We start from the raw sequence: 14,535 nt of genomic DNA on the forward strand, positions 1-14,535 counted from the left end.
GTGCACTCGGCACCGTGTTCCGCAGCCGCGCCCGTGGTCCGGTGAATCGCGGATCGTCCCGGCCGGATCGGGTCCATTAGTGTGTCCGACGTGACGGGTGTCTTCGACCGGCTGGTCGGGCAGGAGACGGTGGCGGCCGATCTGACCGCCGCCGCGACGGCCGCGCGCTCCGGCGCCGCCGAAGGGGCGATGACACATTCGTGGTTGTTCACCGGGCCGCCCGGGGCGGGCCGATCGGTGGCCGCGCTGTGTTTCGCCGCGGCCCTGCAGTGCACCGACCCCGACCGCCCCGGTTGCGGCCACTGCCACGCATGCACTACCACCATGGCCGGAACCCACGGCGACGTCCGCCGCATCATCCCCGAAGGCCTGAGTATCGCGGTCAAGGAAATGCGCGCCATCGTGCAGATCGCTGCCCGCCGCCCCAGCACGGGCCGCTGGCAGGTGGTCATCATCGAGGATGCCGACCGCCTTACCGAAGGCGCCGGTAACGCCCTGCTGAAGGCGGTGGAGGAGCCGCCCGGTCGCACCGTATTCCTGCTGTGCGCCCCCTCGGTCGATCCCGAGGACATCTCGGTGACCCTGCGTTCCCGCTGCCGCCACGTCCACCTGGTCACCCCGTCGGTACCCGCGATCGCGCAAGTCCTGCGCGACCACGACGGCCTCGACCCGGAAACCGCCGAATGGGCGGCCGCCGTGAGCGGTGGACACGTCGGCCGCGCCCGCCGCCTCGCCACCGACGACGAGGCCCGCGACCGCCGCCGCCGCGCCCTCGACCTGGTGGCCGCCGTCTTCCGTGGCAACGCCTACCTCGCCGCCGACGAATTGGTGAAAGCCGCCGACGACGAAGCCAAACAGCTCAGCGCCGAACGCGACGAACGCGAACGCGACGAACTCGCCACCGCCCTCGGCGCCGGTGGCACCGGCAAAGGCGCGGCCGGCGCCACCCGAGGTTCCGCGGGCGCCCTGAAGGACCTGGAAAAACGCCAGAAATCCCGCACCACCCGCACCGGCCGCGACGCCCTCGACCGCGCCCTCCTCGATATAGCCGGCCTCTATCGCGACGCCCTCGCCGTGAGCTTCGGCGACCCCACCGGCCTCACCATGAACCACCCCGATATGGCCGACCGCGCCCGCGACCTCGCCACCCGCATCCGCCCCGAGGGCCTGCTCCGCTCGATAGATGCCGTCCTCGCCTGCCGCGAAGCCCTCGACCTCAACGTCAAACCCCGTTTCGCCCTCGCCGCCATGGCCGCCACCCTCCTCGCCCAAACGTCCTGACCACCCGTTTTCGCGTTCCCCGGCCGGAGACGATAGACTCGCGACGCCGAACGGCACGCCGCCTTAGCTCAGTCGGTAGAGCGCTTCACTCGTAATGAAAAGGTCGGGGGTTCGATTCCCCCAGGCGGCTCCATACTTCTCGAGTCCGGTACCGACTCAACTGCCGAGCTGCGCTCCGGCTCACCGACCCGCTGCAGCACCCTCGGGTGTCACGTGGGCGAGGCCGGTGATTACCGCGGCGGCCCCGATCGCTGAGGCGGCGATCAAGGCGGTGGCCGGCCACCCGAACCATTCGACCGCCGCGGCGCCGAAGGCTGTGCCGAGGCTGCCGCCGACGAAGTAGACCAGCATGTACGCACTGTTGAAGCGTGCCGGGGCCGAGGGATCGATGGCCAGGATCGTGCTCTGGTTGGCCACTTGGGCGGCGAACAGCCCCGCGTCGAAAACTGCCAGGCAGACCAGCGTCACGACCGTGTTCGCGAGGCCGAAGCCCGCGCCGGCCGCGGCGATCCCGGCCAGGGCGAGGCCGACGAGGATCACCCGGCGGGCACCGTCACGGTCGGTCCGCGCGCCCGCGATCTGGGTGGCCAGGAGCCCTGTGAGACCCGCCAGCGCGTACAGTCCGATCCGTTCGGCCGAGTAGGAGTACGGGGGTTCGGAGAGCGCCACGGCGAGACCGGCCCACACCGCGCAGAACGCGAAGTACCACAGGGCGCCGCGAAGCGCGGCAACGCGCAGGGTCGCGTGGTGGATGAACAAGCCGGGCAGGGAACGCAGCGTGGCGAGGTAGCCGCGTTCGGCGTTGCCGGGTGTCGCGGGAAGCGCCACCAGGCAGGACGCGGCAACCACACCGCAGGCAGCGGCGAACACCAGCAGCATCCCGCGCCAGCCGAACGCGTCCGCGAGCCACCCGCCTACGATCCGGCCTGCGAGGATGCCGGCCGAGATGCCTGCGGTCACCATCCCCAAGATCGTTGCCCGCCGCCGCGGTGGAGCCAAGCGGCCCGCGACCGAGCTCAGACCTGCTCCGACGGCCGAACATGCTCCGATCAGGCCGACTATCGGACCCAGCAAGTGGACGGTGCCGACGGCGGCGCCGGCCGCGAGCGCACACCCGAGAACCGCGAACTGAGCTGCGAGGACGCGCCCGGGGGCAAAGCGGTCGACCAGCGGCACCAGCAGACCGAGTCCGATCATGTAGCCGACGGGGCCGCAGGCGAGCGCGATCCCGACGATGGTGATCTGCGTGCCCAGCGTATCCGCCACGTCCGCGATCGCGGGCTGCATCGGGTAGATGGTCGAGGTGCCGAGGGCAGCGGCCACCGCCATGAACAGGATGACGGGACCGCGGAGCTGGGCGGTGTCAGAAGTCTTGGGCCTGGTATCGATTCGCACTCGACCGACCGTAAGAACGCACGAACCGCGTTACCGGCGGAAATACGACATGACCGTCCGTCGTCGGCGGAACGTGCCGTCCGATTACCGCCAGCCGATCACGGGCCAGCAGTCTGATACTGATCGCATGACCGCCTCTTCCCAGCTTTCGCCCAGACTCGTATTGGAACGTATGTATCGAGCGGAAGCGGAGTACCTGGCCGCCGGCGGCCCCGGCAAGGCTTCGTTCTCCGCGCTTGCCCCGTTCTTCGCCTCCGATGTGGTGCTGTGGCAGGCGGATTCGCTTCCTTACGGAGGAATCTGGCGTGGTCACGACGGTATGGAACAGTTCTTCCTCGCCATGAGTGCGACATGGGACCGTTTCGAAATGACCGAACAGGTATTTCTGTCCGATACCAGTCCGCTCGTTGTCCTGACCCACGTGAACGCACGCTCCCGTGCCACCGGTCGGGAGTTGAACTTCCCCATCCTGCAAACGATCACGGTGACCGAGGGCCTGACCACCGAGGTACGGCCCTTCTACTGGGACACCGCAGCTATCGCCGAAGCCTGTTCGGTGCGCAACCGCTGAACGCCCAGGACTCGCGCGATCACTTCTTTGTAGATCGGGTTGGCGATCCGCACGGGATTGCCGCGAGCGATGAGCCCGAGGTCGGCTACATAAGCGGCATCATCGTTGAATGAAGATCGGTCGCTGGGGACTATGGAAAGGGGCACCGGTTCGTGGGTGGGTCGAGTCGGTAGCCATCTCGAGCTCGCGGCCAGAACACCGCCCATATAAGGATGCCCAGGGGAAGACCGATCGCGATTGCGAAGCCGAGATAGATCACCGTCTTGTACCCCACATCGACCACCGGGCGAAGGACAACCGTGGCCGTACAGTCTCCACGTCAGCCATGTCCATCACTCTGTTCAATTCCAGTGGGCCGAGGTGGTCAGGGGCGGGCAGGATCACCACATCTGCCTGGGCGTTGCGGACTTGATCGGCTACGGGTAGCACTGAATACACATCGGGCCAGATGATTCGGTAGCCGAGGTGCCGCGCGAGCCGGGAGACCTGCGCTCGGTCCCATTCAGGTGAGGTACTTACGTCGTCGTCGACCCATCCGAACGCGATCGGGTCTCCTTGCTGCCGCGTCTGGCCCCCTGCCGTTGTCTCTACGTGGAATGCACCCGCCGCCGGGGACCCTGAAGCGTCGGCGGTCGACCCGGCGGCGAGGCTGGACCGAGCTTGGCAAGGTTGGTGGCGCAACTTGTCCCACGCAGGGACAACGCACGTACCATGTGCCTTGTCGGTGCCATCGAGGGAGCACATATGAGCGACGATCAGTGCGACGAGGACAGCTATATAGGTCAGCGGGTGCGCCAGATTCGTGCCCGGCGGGGGATCTCACAGCAAGTACTCGCCGATCGGGCGGGGATGTCCCGGGGCGCAATCGCCAAGTACGAGAACGGTGAACGGCCGGTCGATTCGCGGCGGACGTTGCTTGCGCTTGCTGCTGCGCTCGGGGTCACCGTCGGTGACTTGACGGGCCACGATCAGGACAAGCTCGATCCGGCGACCGCTGGATTCCATGCGGTAGTACCGGAACTCGAAACGGTGATCTGGACGCGCGGCAATGTCACCGACACCCGGCCGCCGCGTTCGCTGGATGATTTGGCGGCCTCGAGTGAGCTGGCCACCAAGCTTCGCAACGATTGTGATTACGCCGCGCTCGGCCCGATGCTCGTACCGATGTTGACCGATGCCTACCGGCACGTGCGTGATGCCGACGGCGCGAACGCCGAACGGGCCTGGGATGTGCTGGGTACCGTCGCCTACGGTGTCGCATCGGCGTTGCGGGCACGCGGGTATCACGCCCTTGCTTGGACGGCTGCGCAGGAAGCCGAGCGTGCCGCGAGCCACGTCGGCGGTGTCGCGCCGATTGCCGCCGCAGTGTTCAGTCAGGGGCAGATCATGTTGTCGCGGCCCGGTGCGCTGCCTGCCGCGCTCGCCGCGACCACCGCGACGGCCGAGAAGATCGACTCCGAGGTGCGGACGGCCGGCGAGATCGAAACCTACGGAATGTTGCATCTACAGGGTTCGATCGTGGCGGCCACCATGGGTGGCGACCCGGAACCACATCTGGCCGAAGCTGCTGAGCAGGCGGGCAGGCTCGCTGGAGCGCGGCCGAATACGTCGATTGCGCGGAACGAGTCCTTCGGCCCGGCCAACGTTGCGCTTTGGCGTATGTCGGCCGCGATCGAGCGTCGCGAACCGGGTCAGGTGCTTGCGTTCGCGCAGACGTTGGCGCCGGGTGAGCTGCCGAACGAGGGTCGGCGCGCACAGTACTTCGTGGAGATCGGCCGCGCCCACGCCATGCAACGGAACTACCGCGATTCGTTGTATGCGCTGTTGCGGGCTGAACATGCCGCACCGCAACATGTTCGAACGATGGCGCCCGTCCGGGAATTGGTCGGGCATATGATGCGGACCGCGCGGCGTGATCTGACTACGGGTGACCTGGGGAAATTGGCGCAACGGGTCGGCGCGGTGCCCTAAGAGAAGACATCGATATGCCTTCCGGACGTCATCTGGTTGTTGTGCACCCGGGAGCGCTCGCGATCATGGAAATTCAGAAGCCGAGGCCGGCTGCGCCGGCTCTGATCGGTCAGGAGGCGCGCCCCAATGCGCCTGCTTTACGGCGCTGAGGAGTTACGGCCCGTATTCGCGACTGCTGAACGGTCTGCCTTTCATCTCGAAACGCGCGACGACTATGCGAGCGAGTCGGAATCCGAGTCGCTCGCGGCGTTCCGTGCTGACGAGACGATCGACCCAGGAGGGAAATGGTTCTCCGGCTGGACGGACCACGTTGCCGCTACGGTCGCGCGAGGGGTTGCGATGCGTCGCGCGCGAATTGTAAGTGAGCCGCACACGCTCTATACGCGTTACCTGCTCGCGCTGAGCCGCCACAACATCGAGGCCGGCGAGGACATCCGTTACTTGGCGCGGCACGAGGCCGATCCGTCCGACCCGGCAACCGAGGATTTCTGGCTGTTCGATGAGCGGGCGGTGGCATTCTCCCTGCTGGACGCGCGGGGGCTCTGGGTCGGCGCTGCGCTGACCGACGAACCGGTGATCGTCGCGCACGCGGTCGCGGTTCGTGATCGAGTGTGGGCTGCTGCGGCTCCGTTCGAGGAGTACCGCGGGAAGTGAACGGTGCAGCTCGGGCGAAAGCGGCTCTCGGTGCGAGACTCAGGGAGCTCCGCAGAGACGCTGGGCTGGACGATCGGCAGTTGTCCATGGCCGCCGTCTGGCACTGGTCTAAACATCCCGCATCGAGCACGGCACGGATTCAGGCGGATCAGCGGGCTTGGGTGGGGATGGGGGCGAGGGAGTTGCCCGGGCCGATGGAGGGGCAGTTGGTTGGGGGTGGGGTGCCGGCGAAGCGGTCGGTGAGGAATTGGGCGGCTTGGGCTTGGAAGAGGGGGAAGGCGGCGATGTGGTCGGCGTGGGGGTAGCGGGTGTAGGTGACCGGGACGCCGCGGTGGCAGTGCTGGTGGGCGAGGGCTTCGATATCGCGGGCGACCATTACCGAGTCGCCGATCGGGTCGCTTTGGCCTACGGCGAGTAACAGCGGGATGGTGGGGGTGCCGGCGGTGCCCATGATGTTGTCGTTGACGGCGGCCGCGGCGGCGGGGACGTCGAGGAGGGAAGTGTAAGGAGCGCGGACCATTTCGGCGTCCGTGAGGCCGGGGTAGCGCCTGGCGAACTGGCCGAGGCAGAGGTTTTCTACGGCGTCGGAGAGTTGTGTTCCGCGTTCGGAGAGGAAAGCGGCGGTGTCGAGGTCGTAGGCGCGGCGGAAGGCGACGACCATGGCCGGGATGACGCCCGCCCAGTTGGTGCTGCCGCTGACGTAGGGAAGGTTGTGGGCGAGGTGGACGGGGATCCCGCCCGCGGCCGCGCCGACCAGGGCGAGTTCGGGGGCGTAGTGCGGGGCGAGTTCGGCGGCCCATTCGGTAGGCACCGAACCGCCCGAGTATCCGGCCATCGCGACCGGTGTCGAGGCGGGTAGGCCCAGGATCTGTTCGGCGGCGCGGATGCCGTCGAGGGCGGCGTAGCCGGATTGCCGCCCGACGGTCCACTCCAGCTCCAAGCCCTCGTAATCGGGTACCACGACGGTGTACCCGGCGGCGAGAAAGCCGGCGATTATCGCCTGTTCCATGACTGCGCCGGTGTTGTCGGTGCGGCCGGTGAGCGTGTAGGAGGGGTTGCATTGGAAGCCGAGTGCGTCGTAGGCCATGTGGTACGAGAGCAGTCGCGTGGGGCCGGGGACGAGTGGCCGCAACACGGTGGTGACTGCCGCAGTCGGGGTGTTCTGCTGGGTGGTGGTCCGGTAGAGCACCTGGGTGCTGGTGATGGGTGTGGATAACTTCGGGAAGGCGAACGGCGCGGGCCGGGAACGCAGGACCGTGCCCGCAGCGGTGGTGGTCAGGGGTTGGTCGTAGGTGTAGAACGGGTCGTCGGACGGGTGTGGTGGCTGGGCTTGGGGGGCCGCCGGGATCACTGCTTGGCCGCCCGAGAGCAGCAAGGTCATGGTGACCAGCGCGCGGGCCATCCGCGACCGTGTCCCGGAACCGAATGCGACCGTCCTCATCGGCGACTCCGTTCCCCGGCGAACGCCGGGCGCTACCGCGGGCCGGTTCCGGAACGACCGGGCACCGTCGCGGCCTGACGGGTATGCACAAGCCTGAGCAGCGAAAACGTCTTCGGACGCCGCTGCATTGAAACGCACTCGTACGCTCGGGTCAACGAACCGGTCGCGCGGGTCGCGAATGAAACCTCCGGAAGCACGCGAGTATCACCCCCGGGGTGCAGCGCTGAGCCCCGTGCCGGGCGGACGTCTAGAGTTCCTCAGCGTGCTGTCGGCGGAGTGAGAACGGTGTGGACTCGCAGAAATCCGTTGCTGGGTTGACTGTTCTTTGGCGACAATCGGTGTCGAGCAGGGGAGTGGATATGGATCGGGGAATCATCTGGCGCTGGAACCCGAACAAGGGAACCGGTGTAATCCAGCTTGCAGACGAATCGCTCGTCTGGTTCCACTTCTCTGCCTTCGACAACGCCTCGGTCACCGATATCGCCGAGGGTCTACCGGTCGATGTCGCCATCGATCACACACCTCAGGGGGATTTTTCATGTCGCGCTTCACGTATACGGTTGTCCTCGCCTGCGTCTTGGCAATCCTGACTGCGGGTCCTGCCTCGGCTAAACCCGGGTACGTGGACTTCACGCCCACCAATACGTCCCATCGGTACGACGGAGCGCACGGAATATTCACCGCCGACGCCGTCTACGACCCCGCGAATTACAGACTGTTCTGGTCGTTGCGCCTGTCGGACTCCGTCAGGGCGATCGTTCAAGGCACAATGGCCTGCGGTGCCCATGTCGAAGGTAAACGGGGGTATTCAGACCATCACCCGTCGATCCCCGCGGACTACCTGTGGCACTCTTCCGTGCCGGGGTTGCGATTGGATACACAATATCGCCTGGTAGCCAATTGTGCGTTTACCGCAACGAACGGGCACACGACCGCGCCGGGGCGGGTGGACTACTCGGTGGTGTTCACGCTGCATTCCAGCTGACGATCAAATCATCCTGATGCATATCAGGTCGATGGTCCCGGCTCCTGCTTGACATATCGAACGCCACGGTCGTCACTTCGCAGCATTTCTCCAACTCGCCACCGCTCTCACCTGCTACAAGAAACTACCCACGTAAGAACCTCTCTACTTCGCGTGCGGTGCGGCGGACTCGTTTGCGGCGCTTTCGAGCCAGCTCTGGAGGATGGCCAGGCGTTCCTCGCGGTGGCCCGGGCGGAGGCGGTTGTTGCGTTCCAGGGTGGCCAGGCCGTGGAGGGTGCTCCAGACGGTTTCGGTGAGGGTTTCGACGTCGGTTCTCGCCGCGAAGGGGGCGAAGGTGGTGACCAGTTCGGCGAAGGCGTTGCGGAGGGGTTCCGGGGCGCCGTCGCCGAAGGTGAGGTCGGTGGGGAGGACGAACATGGCGTCGTAGAGGGCGGGGTTCTCGGCGGCGTAATCGGTGTAGGCGCGGGCTACGGCGGCCAGGGCGGCCGACTCGTCCGCGGCGGTGGTGCGGGCACGGCGCAGGGATTCGGCCAGTTCGGTGATGCCGTCGAGGGCCACCGCGGTGACGATGGCACGTTTGCCGGCGAAGTGGCTGTAGAGAACCGGCTGGCTGTATTCGATGCGGTCGGCGAGTTTGCGGACGGTGACGGCGTCCCAGCCTTCGGTCTCGGCCAGTTCGCGGGCGGTGTCGACGATCAGCCGGTGCCGGTCGGCGCGTTCCCGTTCTCGCCTGTTCTGGATTCCCATCCCTTCAAGTTAGCAGCGCTAGACAAAGTAGCTATCGACAGATAGTGTCGCTATTCAATATAGCAATGCTAGATATGGAGTTGGCCATGATCACCCTCGTCCAAGTTCTCGCCGGGCTCGCCCTCGTCACCAACGGTGTCGTCTACGGTGCCGATGCTGTCGCCGCACTCGTCACGCGCTCGGTCAATGCCCGGCTGGACGACACGACGATGACCCTCAACGCCGGCTGGGGTCACTACTTCGCCGATAAACGCATGCCGCCGATCGGCATCACCGGATTGGCCGGTGCGCTCGCCGCCGCCGTCGTGGCGGGGCTCGGCGGCTACCCGGTTGCGGCGGCAGCGGCGGCCGTGGCCGTGGTTTCGCTGGTCGTCTGGCTTATGCTGTACGCCCGGATCGCGAAGCCGGTCAATATGGCGCAGAAGACGGCAGCGCTTTCCGGGGTGATCCCGGATAACGCCCGTGCGTTGCAACAGCGTTGGGAAAGCGTCATTTTCGTGCGGGTTGGACTGCAGGTGATCGCGCTGATCGCCTTGGTGGTCGTGATCGCCGCTGTCTGACCGGCGGGCCATACGAACGAACCGGCCGAGCGCCGGTTCGTTCGCGTCATGCTGTGGGTATCGCGAGCGGTCGGCCGGTGGCCGTCGATGGCGTCCAGATCCCACCGGTTACCGTCACGATGGTCGATCATCCGCTCGAACTTCACGGTCGAAATGCGGAACCCGCGCCGGGGTCAGGTGAGTGAATTCGCATCGCCAGCGGCCGTCTCGCCGGACGAATACGTCCGAAGTCCACTCGTCGTTCTCGAACGGCTGCCCCTCGTAGGTGCCGGTATTGACTACCCGAGCAACGACAACAGCGGTGTCGCCGAGGACACGCACCGAACTGATCTTGCTCGTCATCGTGTGGTGGATTACCGCACCGCTGCTGACCACCGCCAGGAAGGCGCTGCCCGGGTACGGTCCTTCCGGCGAGACGAATGTCCACTCCGCGGTAGCGAAGTGAGCGATCCGCTCGGTGTCGTTGGCGGCGAGCGCTGTATCCCAATCTCGAAAGATCTCGGTGAAAATGTCCAGTTCCGCCGCTGGTGTCGAGTGCGTCATGAAAACCACGATCGTCGCCGACGCCGTGACCGGTCTTGGAGATATGGAATGCCGGCACAACCCGTCGACCTCCCGACGAATGAGTGGCGCAGCGAACGAACCGGTCGAGTGTCGGTCCATTCGCGGTTCTGCCCGCGGGATCAGTTGGCGAGGTCGGGGTGCGCGCGACCGGTGACCACCCGCATATCCACGAAGGTGAGAATGCCGGGCGGCGCGGCGCAGACCGTGGGGATCGAGTTGACGCAGTGCGCGGCGGTGACCACGATCCCGGGGTTGCGGAGCAGGCCCGCGGTGACACTGGCCGGATGCCAGCCGTGGATGACGACCGAACAATCCGGATCGCCCTTCACCTCAACCTCGAAGCGTTCACCACCGGGGCCGAATTTCCAAGGGGGATCCAAATTTTCCTCACCCATCAGCCAGTTCACCGCTACCCGCACCACCTTCGTCTCACCGATGAACGCCTCCCAGGCGAAGCGCTGCGCCGCGACCCGGCCGGGTTCGATCACGCCCGCCGGTGAATCGATCGCCGCGGTGGCGACGGCCAGTTCGTGGCTGCTGCGGACCTCCGCCTCGGCGAAACCCAAGGTGTCCAGGCACATTCGCACCGACTGCTCGAAGCCGCGGGCGAGCAGGCCCAGCATCGGGCCGGCCTTCGCCTCCTCCGGCGTCGCGCCGAAACCCATGATGTAGCGGACGACATCGGGTGCGTTGTAGGTGCGGATATCGGAGAATTCTTCGCCGCGGACGAAGGTGATCGCCGAGGAGAGGCCGCTGAAGAAGAGGGGCTGCTGTTCGGTCGCGCCACCGGGGTCGATTCCGGTGCCGTGCAGGGTCGCTCCGCCCTCGATCGCCGCGGGTTCCATTTTCGACCGCTCCTTCTCGGTCGGCCAGAACCAGCCGAGGGGAGTGACGACGTTCTTGCCGGATCGCAGGATCGCCTGCACCTGCCCGGCGTCGGGCAGCAGCGGCGCGTACAGGACGCAATCGGCGTCGAGGGCGAGAATTTCCTCGACGCTGTGGGTCGCGACGACACCGGTCTTGTCCAGCCCGACGATATCGCCGACATCCTTGCCGGACTTCTCCGGTGAATGCACCCAGCAGCCGACGAGTTCGAGGTCGGGATGCCGCAGGATATGTTCGATCGCGGCCTGTCCGACACCCCCGGTCGCCCATTGAACAACGCGCAAAGCCATCGTGCGAACCTACCTGCCCCGGGGTCGCCGGGGTCCGGGAACGCGCGTACCACTCGCCCGGTCCCGCTCAGTGGCCGACCGAGGCCAGGGTGGTGTCCGCCGTTGCTTGTCGAAGGGGCGAGAAACGTGCCGGGTCGAGTGGGTGGCGCAGCAGGCGCAGCAGGCGCGGCCGGTGGCGCCCGGGCTGTGGTCGTTGAGTGTGGTGGCGGATCCCGCCGAACCTTCCCAGCCGCGGAGGCGCACCGGTAGACGCGACCGCCTCTGCCTACGCGGAGACAGGCCGGTCGCTCCTACCGGGCGAGGATTCGATCTCAGAGCACGATGACGTTCTTGCCGCGTGTATGGCCGGTCTGGCTCGCGGCGAATGCCTCCGGAACCTCTTCGAGGGAGAAGGTGCGGGCAACCGGGACGGTGAGGTCGCCCTTGGCGGCGAGGTCGGCCAGTCGCTGGGTTTGGGTGCCGTCGGGGCGGACCCAGACGATATGCCCACCGTGTTCGGCGACGCTGTTGTCGGCGATCGAGGCGTGCCGGCCGCCGGGCGCGAGGACTGCGAGCGTGGTGTCGAGCTGGCCGCCGACGAAATCGGCCACCGCCGCAACGCCGTCGGGGGCGAGTTCGCGGATGCGCTCGACTACGCCGTCGCCATAGGCCACCGGTTCGGCGCCGAGTTCACGCAGGTAGTCGTGGTTGCCGGGGGAAGCCGTGCCCAGCACGCGAGCGCCGCGGGCCTTCGCGATCTGCACACCGAGACTGCCGACGCCGCCGGCCGCGGCGTGGATCAGCACCGTGTCGTCGCCGGTGACCCCGAGCAGGTCGAGGGTCCGCAGCGCGGTGCCGCCGGCCAACGGCAAGGCCCCGGCCTGCTCCCACGGCAGATCGGCCGGTTTACGCGCGACGTGCGCCGCCTCGACCGCGACCAGTTCGGCGAATGTCCCGGCGTGCAGCACGTCTTTACGGGCGTAGGCCAGCACCTCGTCGCCGACCGCGAATTCGGGAGTGTCCAGCCCGGTGCCGACCACGGTCCCGGCGACATCCCAGCCCGGAATCACCGGGAACACCGCATCGATCAGGCCGTCCAGCCCGCCCGACATCACCTTCCAGTCGACCGGATTCACCCCGGCCGCCCGCACCTCGATCAGGACCGAACCGGGGAAGAGTTTGGGATCGGGCAGGTCACGGACGCGGATATCGTTGTTGTCGGTGCTGTAGCGGTCATAGGTCGCTGCGCGCATAGCTCCATTCCTATCGGTTGGCGGTGTCGTTGCGTGCAACGACGCGCCACGGCCGATATTCCGGTTCGCGCGAGAGGGTCCACCGAGCCGGGCATCGTCGACCGGACTCGGGGACCTCCGCTCAGCCCGCGGCCTTCGACTGCGAGCTGGTGCGGTTCAGGATGGCGGCGAGTTCGGCGTCGAAACGATCGGCATCCTCGATATTGCCCAGGTGGCCGGTGGGCCAGACCTGGTAATCGGGGTGATTACCGGCCGCGCGCATGGTGTCGGCGATGATGCGTGACATCCGTTCGGGCAGGAGCCGGTCGTAGCGGCCCGCGATGATCGTGGTGGGGACGGTCAGGTTCGCGGCGGCTTCGCCCAGCTCCAGATCCGCCAGCAGCGCGGCGTGCCGGCCGCGGGCCAGCGGGCGGCAGGAGCGCACGATACTCAGCGCGAATTCGGCCTGTTCGTTCGTGGCGCCGCGGGCCATGATGCGCTCTTTGAGCAGCTCCCGCGCCGCCCAGCCGCCGGGCAACGGCAGCGGGGAGGTGAGCAGGGATTCGGCGAAGATCATCGGCAGCCGGATCGGGGAACCGAGCAGGGTGAGCGGCTGGCTGCCGACGCTGAGCGGTTTGTTCAGCAGCGGCAGCAGATCGGTGTCGTAGCGGATATTGCCCGAAGTGGTGTTGGCCAGCACCACCGCGCGGGCGCGGCGGGCCACCTGATCGGGGTGCCGGGCCGCCCAGGCTTGCAGGGTGATACCGCCCATGCTGTGGCCGACGAGCAGGGCTTTGCGGCCGGGGCGCAGGGTCGCGTCGAGGACGGCGGCGAGATCGTCGGCGAGGGTGTGATCGGCCAGGGCGGCGCGGCCCAGCGTGCTCTCGCCGTGGCCGCGCTGGTCGTAGGAGATCACGCGGTAGCGGTCGGCGAAAGTGTTGATCTGCGGGTGCCAGTACTCGATACAGCAGCTCCAGCCGTGGATGAGCACGATCGGCTCGGCATCGGCGGGACCGTAGGAGTGGACGCGCAGGCGGGCGCCGTCGACCGTGGTGACGGTGGAGACGTCAGGCGCATCGACCGGGGCGTTGAACACCGCGTTCTTGAACCGGCGGGCGCGCAATGCGGCGCGGTAGGGGGCGGTCAGCGCCCCGTGGTGCGCCTGCGATAGCGCGGACAACGATTTCACCAGCATCAGAACACTCCTTTGTGCCTGCTGACACGGTAACCTGCAAGCTGGGTGCTTACAAGAGCAAGCGCCGCACCGGAGTTCACGCCCGGAATGTGGTTCTCATACCGGATGTCGGTTCTGCGGGCGGTGCCGTTAACCCAGAATTTCCCAATCTCCACGGTTTCTATGCATGCGTGGCCCAAACGGAGCAAGCATCTCCGTTGGTTGTGGCGTCAACCGCCGCGCCCGGACTACGGTGAGAACTGTGAAGGACTCGGACGCGGCGCGGCCACCGCTGGTGTCATCCGGAGCGCCGGGCGGCGGCGAACCGGAGTTCATGGCGGACGCGACGGGTCATGCAACCCGTCGTCGCGGTGGGTTGCTCGGGCTGGCACTTCCCGCCGCGGTCGCGAGTGCGGGGGTGGGTGCCGTTCTGCTGTTGCATGTGCGCGACCCGCATATCCCGGGCTCGTACGGGCTGTGCCCTTCCTACGGGCTGTTCGGTGTGTACTGCCCCGGATGCGGGGGTATGCGGGCAGTGCACAACCTGACCGAAGGGAACATCATCGATTCCCTGCACAGCAATCTGCTGGCGTTGCCGGTGCTGGTGCTGTTCGCGCTGTGGGTGGGTGATTGGGCCGTCCGGGCCTGGCGCGGCGAAGGGCCGCGGCTGCCCGGGATCAGCCTCACCACCACCTGGGTGCTGCTCGGCTCACTCGCCGCGTACACCGTCTTGCGCAACACGCCGTGGGGTACCTGGCTGACGCCGGTGTGACACGGTCGGGTCGAATGAATACCGACCGACGAGG

Annotated in this window: 15 protein-coding genes and 1 tRNA gene; 9 read left to right on the forward strand and 7 right to left on the reverse strand. The window is 67.0% G+C overall.

The window, feature by feature from the left end; translation table 11 throughout:
* Positions 1 to 90: 90 nt before the first annotated feature.
* Entirely contained in the window at positions 91 to 1,281 is a 1,191-nt protein-coding gene (locus QH276_RS31970; protein WP_280397572.1) for a DNA polymerase III subunit delta', read from the forward strand.
* A gap of 57 nt (positions 1,282 to 1,338) precedes the next feature.
* Positions 1,339 to 1,414, forward strand: a tRNA-Thr gene (locus tag QH276_RS31975).
* Positions 1,415 to 1,461: 47 nt separating this feature from the next.
* Here QH276_RS31975 and QH276_RS31980 read toward each other — a convergent pair.
* Complete coding sequence (locus QH276_RS31980; protein WP_280397573.1) at positions 1,462 to 2,676, reverse strand: MFS transporter; 1,215 nt, start codon at positions 2,674 to 2,676, stop codon at positions 1,462 to 1,464.
* Positions 2,677 to 2,803: 127 nt separating this feature from the next.
* Between QH276_RS31980 and QH276_RS31985 the strand changes: the two genes are divergently transcribed.
* The 3 genes from QH276_RS31985 (at position 2,804) to QH276_RS32000 (ending at position 5,872) form a co-directional block, all read left to right on the forward strand.
* Positions 2,804 to 3,247 (forward strand): nuclear transport factor 2 family protein, encoded by a 444-nt coding sequence (locus QH276_RS31985; RefSeq protein ID WP_280397574.1) that lies wholly within the window; start codon positions 2,804 to 2,806, stop codon positions 3,245 to 3,247.
* 744 nt (positions 3,248 to 3,991) lie between these two features.
* The gene (locus QH276_RS31995) at positions 3,992 to 5,218 is read left to right on the forward strand and encodes a helix-turn-helix domain-containing protein (protein WP_280397575.1); all 1,227 of its coding nucleotides are present in this window, start codon (positions 3,992 to 3,994) and stop codon (positions 5,216 to 5,218) included.
* 126 nt (positions 5,219 to 5,344) lie between these two features.
* Positions 5,345 to 5,872 carry a DUF6879 family protein gene (locus QH276_RS32000; protein WP_280397576.1) on the forward strand — a complete coding sequence of 176 codons (528 nt, stop codon included), beginning with the start codon at positions 5,345 to 5,347 and terminating at the stop codon, positions 5,870 to 5,872.
* 148 nt (positions 5,873 to 6,020) lie between these two features.
* Here the strand turns inward: QH276_RS32000 and QH276_RS32005 are convergent, their stop codons facing one another.
* Entirely contained in the window at positions 6,021 to 7,313 is a 1,293-nt protein-coding gene (locus QH276_RS32005; protein WP_432278574.1) for a lipase family protein, read from the reverse strand.
* Between the two features lie 287 nt (positions 7,314 to 7,600).
* On the opposite strand from QH276_RS32005, the gene QH276_RS32010 reads away from it, so the two are divergent.
* A complete protein-coding gene (locus QH276_RS32010; protein WP_280397577.1) occupies positions 7,601 to 7,903 on the forward strand; it encodes a hypothetical protein in 303 nt (100 codons plus the stop codon).
* A gap of 32 nt (positions 7,904 to 7,935) precedes the next feature.
* Positions 7,936 to 8,298, forward strand: coding sequence for a hypothetical protein (locus QH276_RS32015; protein ID WP_280397578.1), 363 nt, complete (start codon positions 7,936 to 7,938; stop codon positions 8,296 to 8,298).
* A gap of 144 nt (positions 8,299 to 8,442) precedes the next feature.
* On the opposite strand, the gene QH276_RS32020 is transcribed toward QH276_RS32015, so the two are convergent.
* A complete protein-coding gene (locus QH276_RS32020) occupies positions 8,443 to 9,045 on the reverse strand; it encodes a TetR/AcrR family transcriptional regulator (protein WP_280397579.1) in 603 nt (200 codons plus the stop codon).
* 65 nt (positions 9,046 to 9,110) lie between these two features.
* Between QH276_RS32020 and QH276_RS32025 the strand changes: the two genes are divergently transcribed.
* A complete protein-coding gene (locus tag QH276_RS32025) occupies positions 9,111 to 9,605 on the forward strand; it encodes a DUF1772 domain-containing protein (RefSeq protein ID WP_280397580.1) in 495 nt (164 codons plus the stop codon).
* A 114-nt stretch (positions 9,606 to 9,719) separates the two neighbouring features.
* On the opposite strand, the gene QH276_RS32030 is transcribed toward QH276_RS32025, so the two are convergent.
* The 4 genes from QH276_RS32030 to QH276_RS32045 form a co-directional block, all read right to left on the reverse strand.
* A complete protein-coding gene (locus QH276_RS32030; RefSeq protein WP_280397581.1) occupies positions 9,720 to 10,148 on the reverse strand; it encodes a nuclear transport factor 2 family protein in 429 nt (142 codons plus the stop codon).
* A 140-nt stretch (positions 10,149 to 10,288) separates the two neighbouring features.
* The gene (locus tag QH276_RS32035) at positions 10,289 to 11,344 is read right to left on the reverse strand and encodes an NAD(P)H-dependent amine dehydrogenase family protein (RefSeq protein ID WP_280397582.1); all 1,056 of its coding nucleotides are present in this window, start codon (positions 11,342 to 11,344) and stop codon (positions 10,289 to 10,291) included.
* Between the two features lie 311 nt (positions 11,345 to 11,655).
* Positions 11,656 to 12,576 (reverse strand): NADP-dependent oxidoreductase, encoded by a 921-nt coding sequence (locus tag QH276_RS32040; protein WP_280397583.1) that lies wholly within the window; start codon positions 12,574 to 12,576, stop codon positions 11,656 to 11,658.
* 121 nt (positions 12,577 to 12,697) lie between these two features.
* Entirely contained in the window at positions 12,698 to 13,750 is a 1,053-nt protein-coding gene (locus QH276_RS32045) for an alpha/beta fold hydrolase (protein ID WP_280397584.1), read from the reverse strand.
* 241 nt (positions 13,751 to 13,991) lie between these two features.
* Here QH276_RS32045 and QH276_RS32050 point away from each other — a divergent pair, with 241 nt between their 5' ends.
* The gene (locus QH276_RS32050; protein WP_348536604.1) at positions 13,992 to 14,501 is read left to right on the forward strand and encodes a DUF2752 domain-containing protein; all 510 of its coding nucleotides are present in this window, start codon (positions 13,992 to 13,994) and stop codon (positions 14,499 to 14,501) included.
* Positions 14,502 to 14,535: the final 34 nt, after the last annotated feature.

Source organism: Nocardia carnea, from assembly GCF_029869215.1.
Taxonomy (GTDB): Bacteria; Actinomycetota; Actinomycetes; order Mycobacteriales; family Mycobacteriaceae; genus Nocardia; species Nocardia carnea_B.

Bases quoted from the DNA above. Each gene is read 5' to 3' on its own strand.
- QH276_RS31985 (WP_280397574.1), top strand. From the start codon at position 2,804: ATGACCGCCTCTTCCCAGCTTTCGCCCAGACTCGTATTGGAACGTATG.
- QH276_RS31995 (WP_280397575.1), top strand. From the start codon at position 3,992: ATGAGCGACGATCAGTGCGACGAGGACAGCTATATAGGTCAGCGGGTG.
- QH276_RS32000 (WP_280397576.1), top strand. From the start codon at position 5,345: ATGCGCCTGCTTTACGGCGCTGAGGAGTTACGGCCCGTATTCGCGACT.
- QH276_RS32005 (WP_432278574.1), bottom strand. From the start codon at position 7,313: ATGAGGACGGTCGCATTCGGTTCCGGGACACGGTCGCGGATGGCCCGC.
- QH276_RS32020 (WP_280397579.1), bottom strand. From the start codon at position 9,045: ATGGGAATCCAGAACAGGCGAGAACGGGAACGCGCCGACCGGCACCGG.
- QH276_RS32025 (WP_280397580.1), top strand. From the start codon at position 9,111: ATGCTAGATATGGAGTTGGCCATGATCACCCTCGTCCAAGTTCTCGCC.
- QH276_RS32030 (WP_280397581.1), bottom strand. From the start codon at position 10,148: ATGACGCACTCGACACCAGCGGCGGAACTGGACATTTTCACCGAGATC.
- QH276_RS32035 (WP_280397582.1), bottom strand. From the start codon at position 11,344: ATGGCTTTGCGCGTTGTTCAATGGGCGACCGGGGGTGTCGGACAGGCC.
- QH276_RS32040 (WP_280397583.1), bottom strand. From the start codon at position 12,576: ATGCGCGCAGCGACCTATGACCGCTACAGCACCGACAACAACGATATC.
- QH276_RS32045 (WP_280397584.1), bottom strand. From the start codon at position 13,750: ATGCTGGTGAAATCGTTGTCCGCGCTATCGCAGGCGCACCACGGGGCG.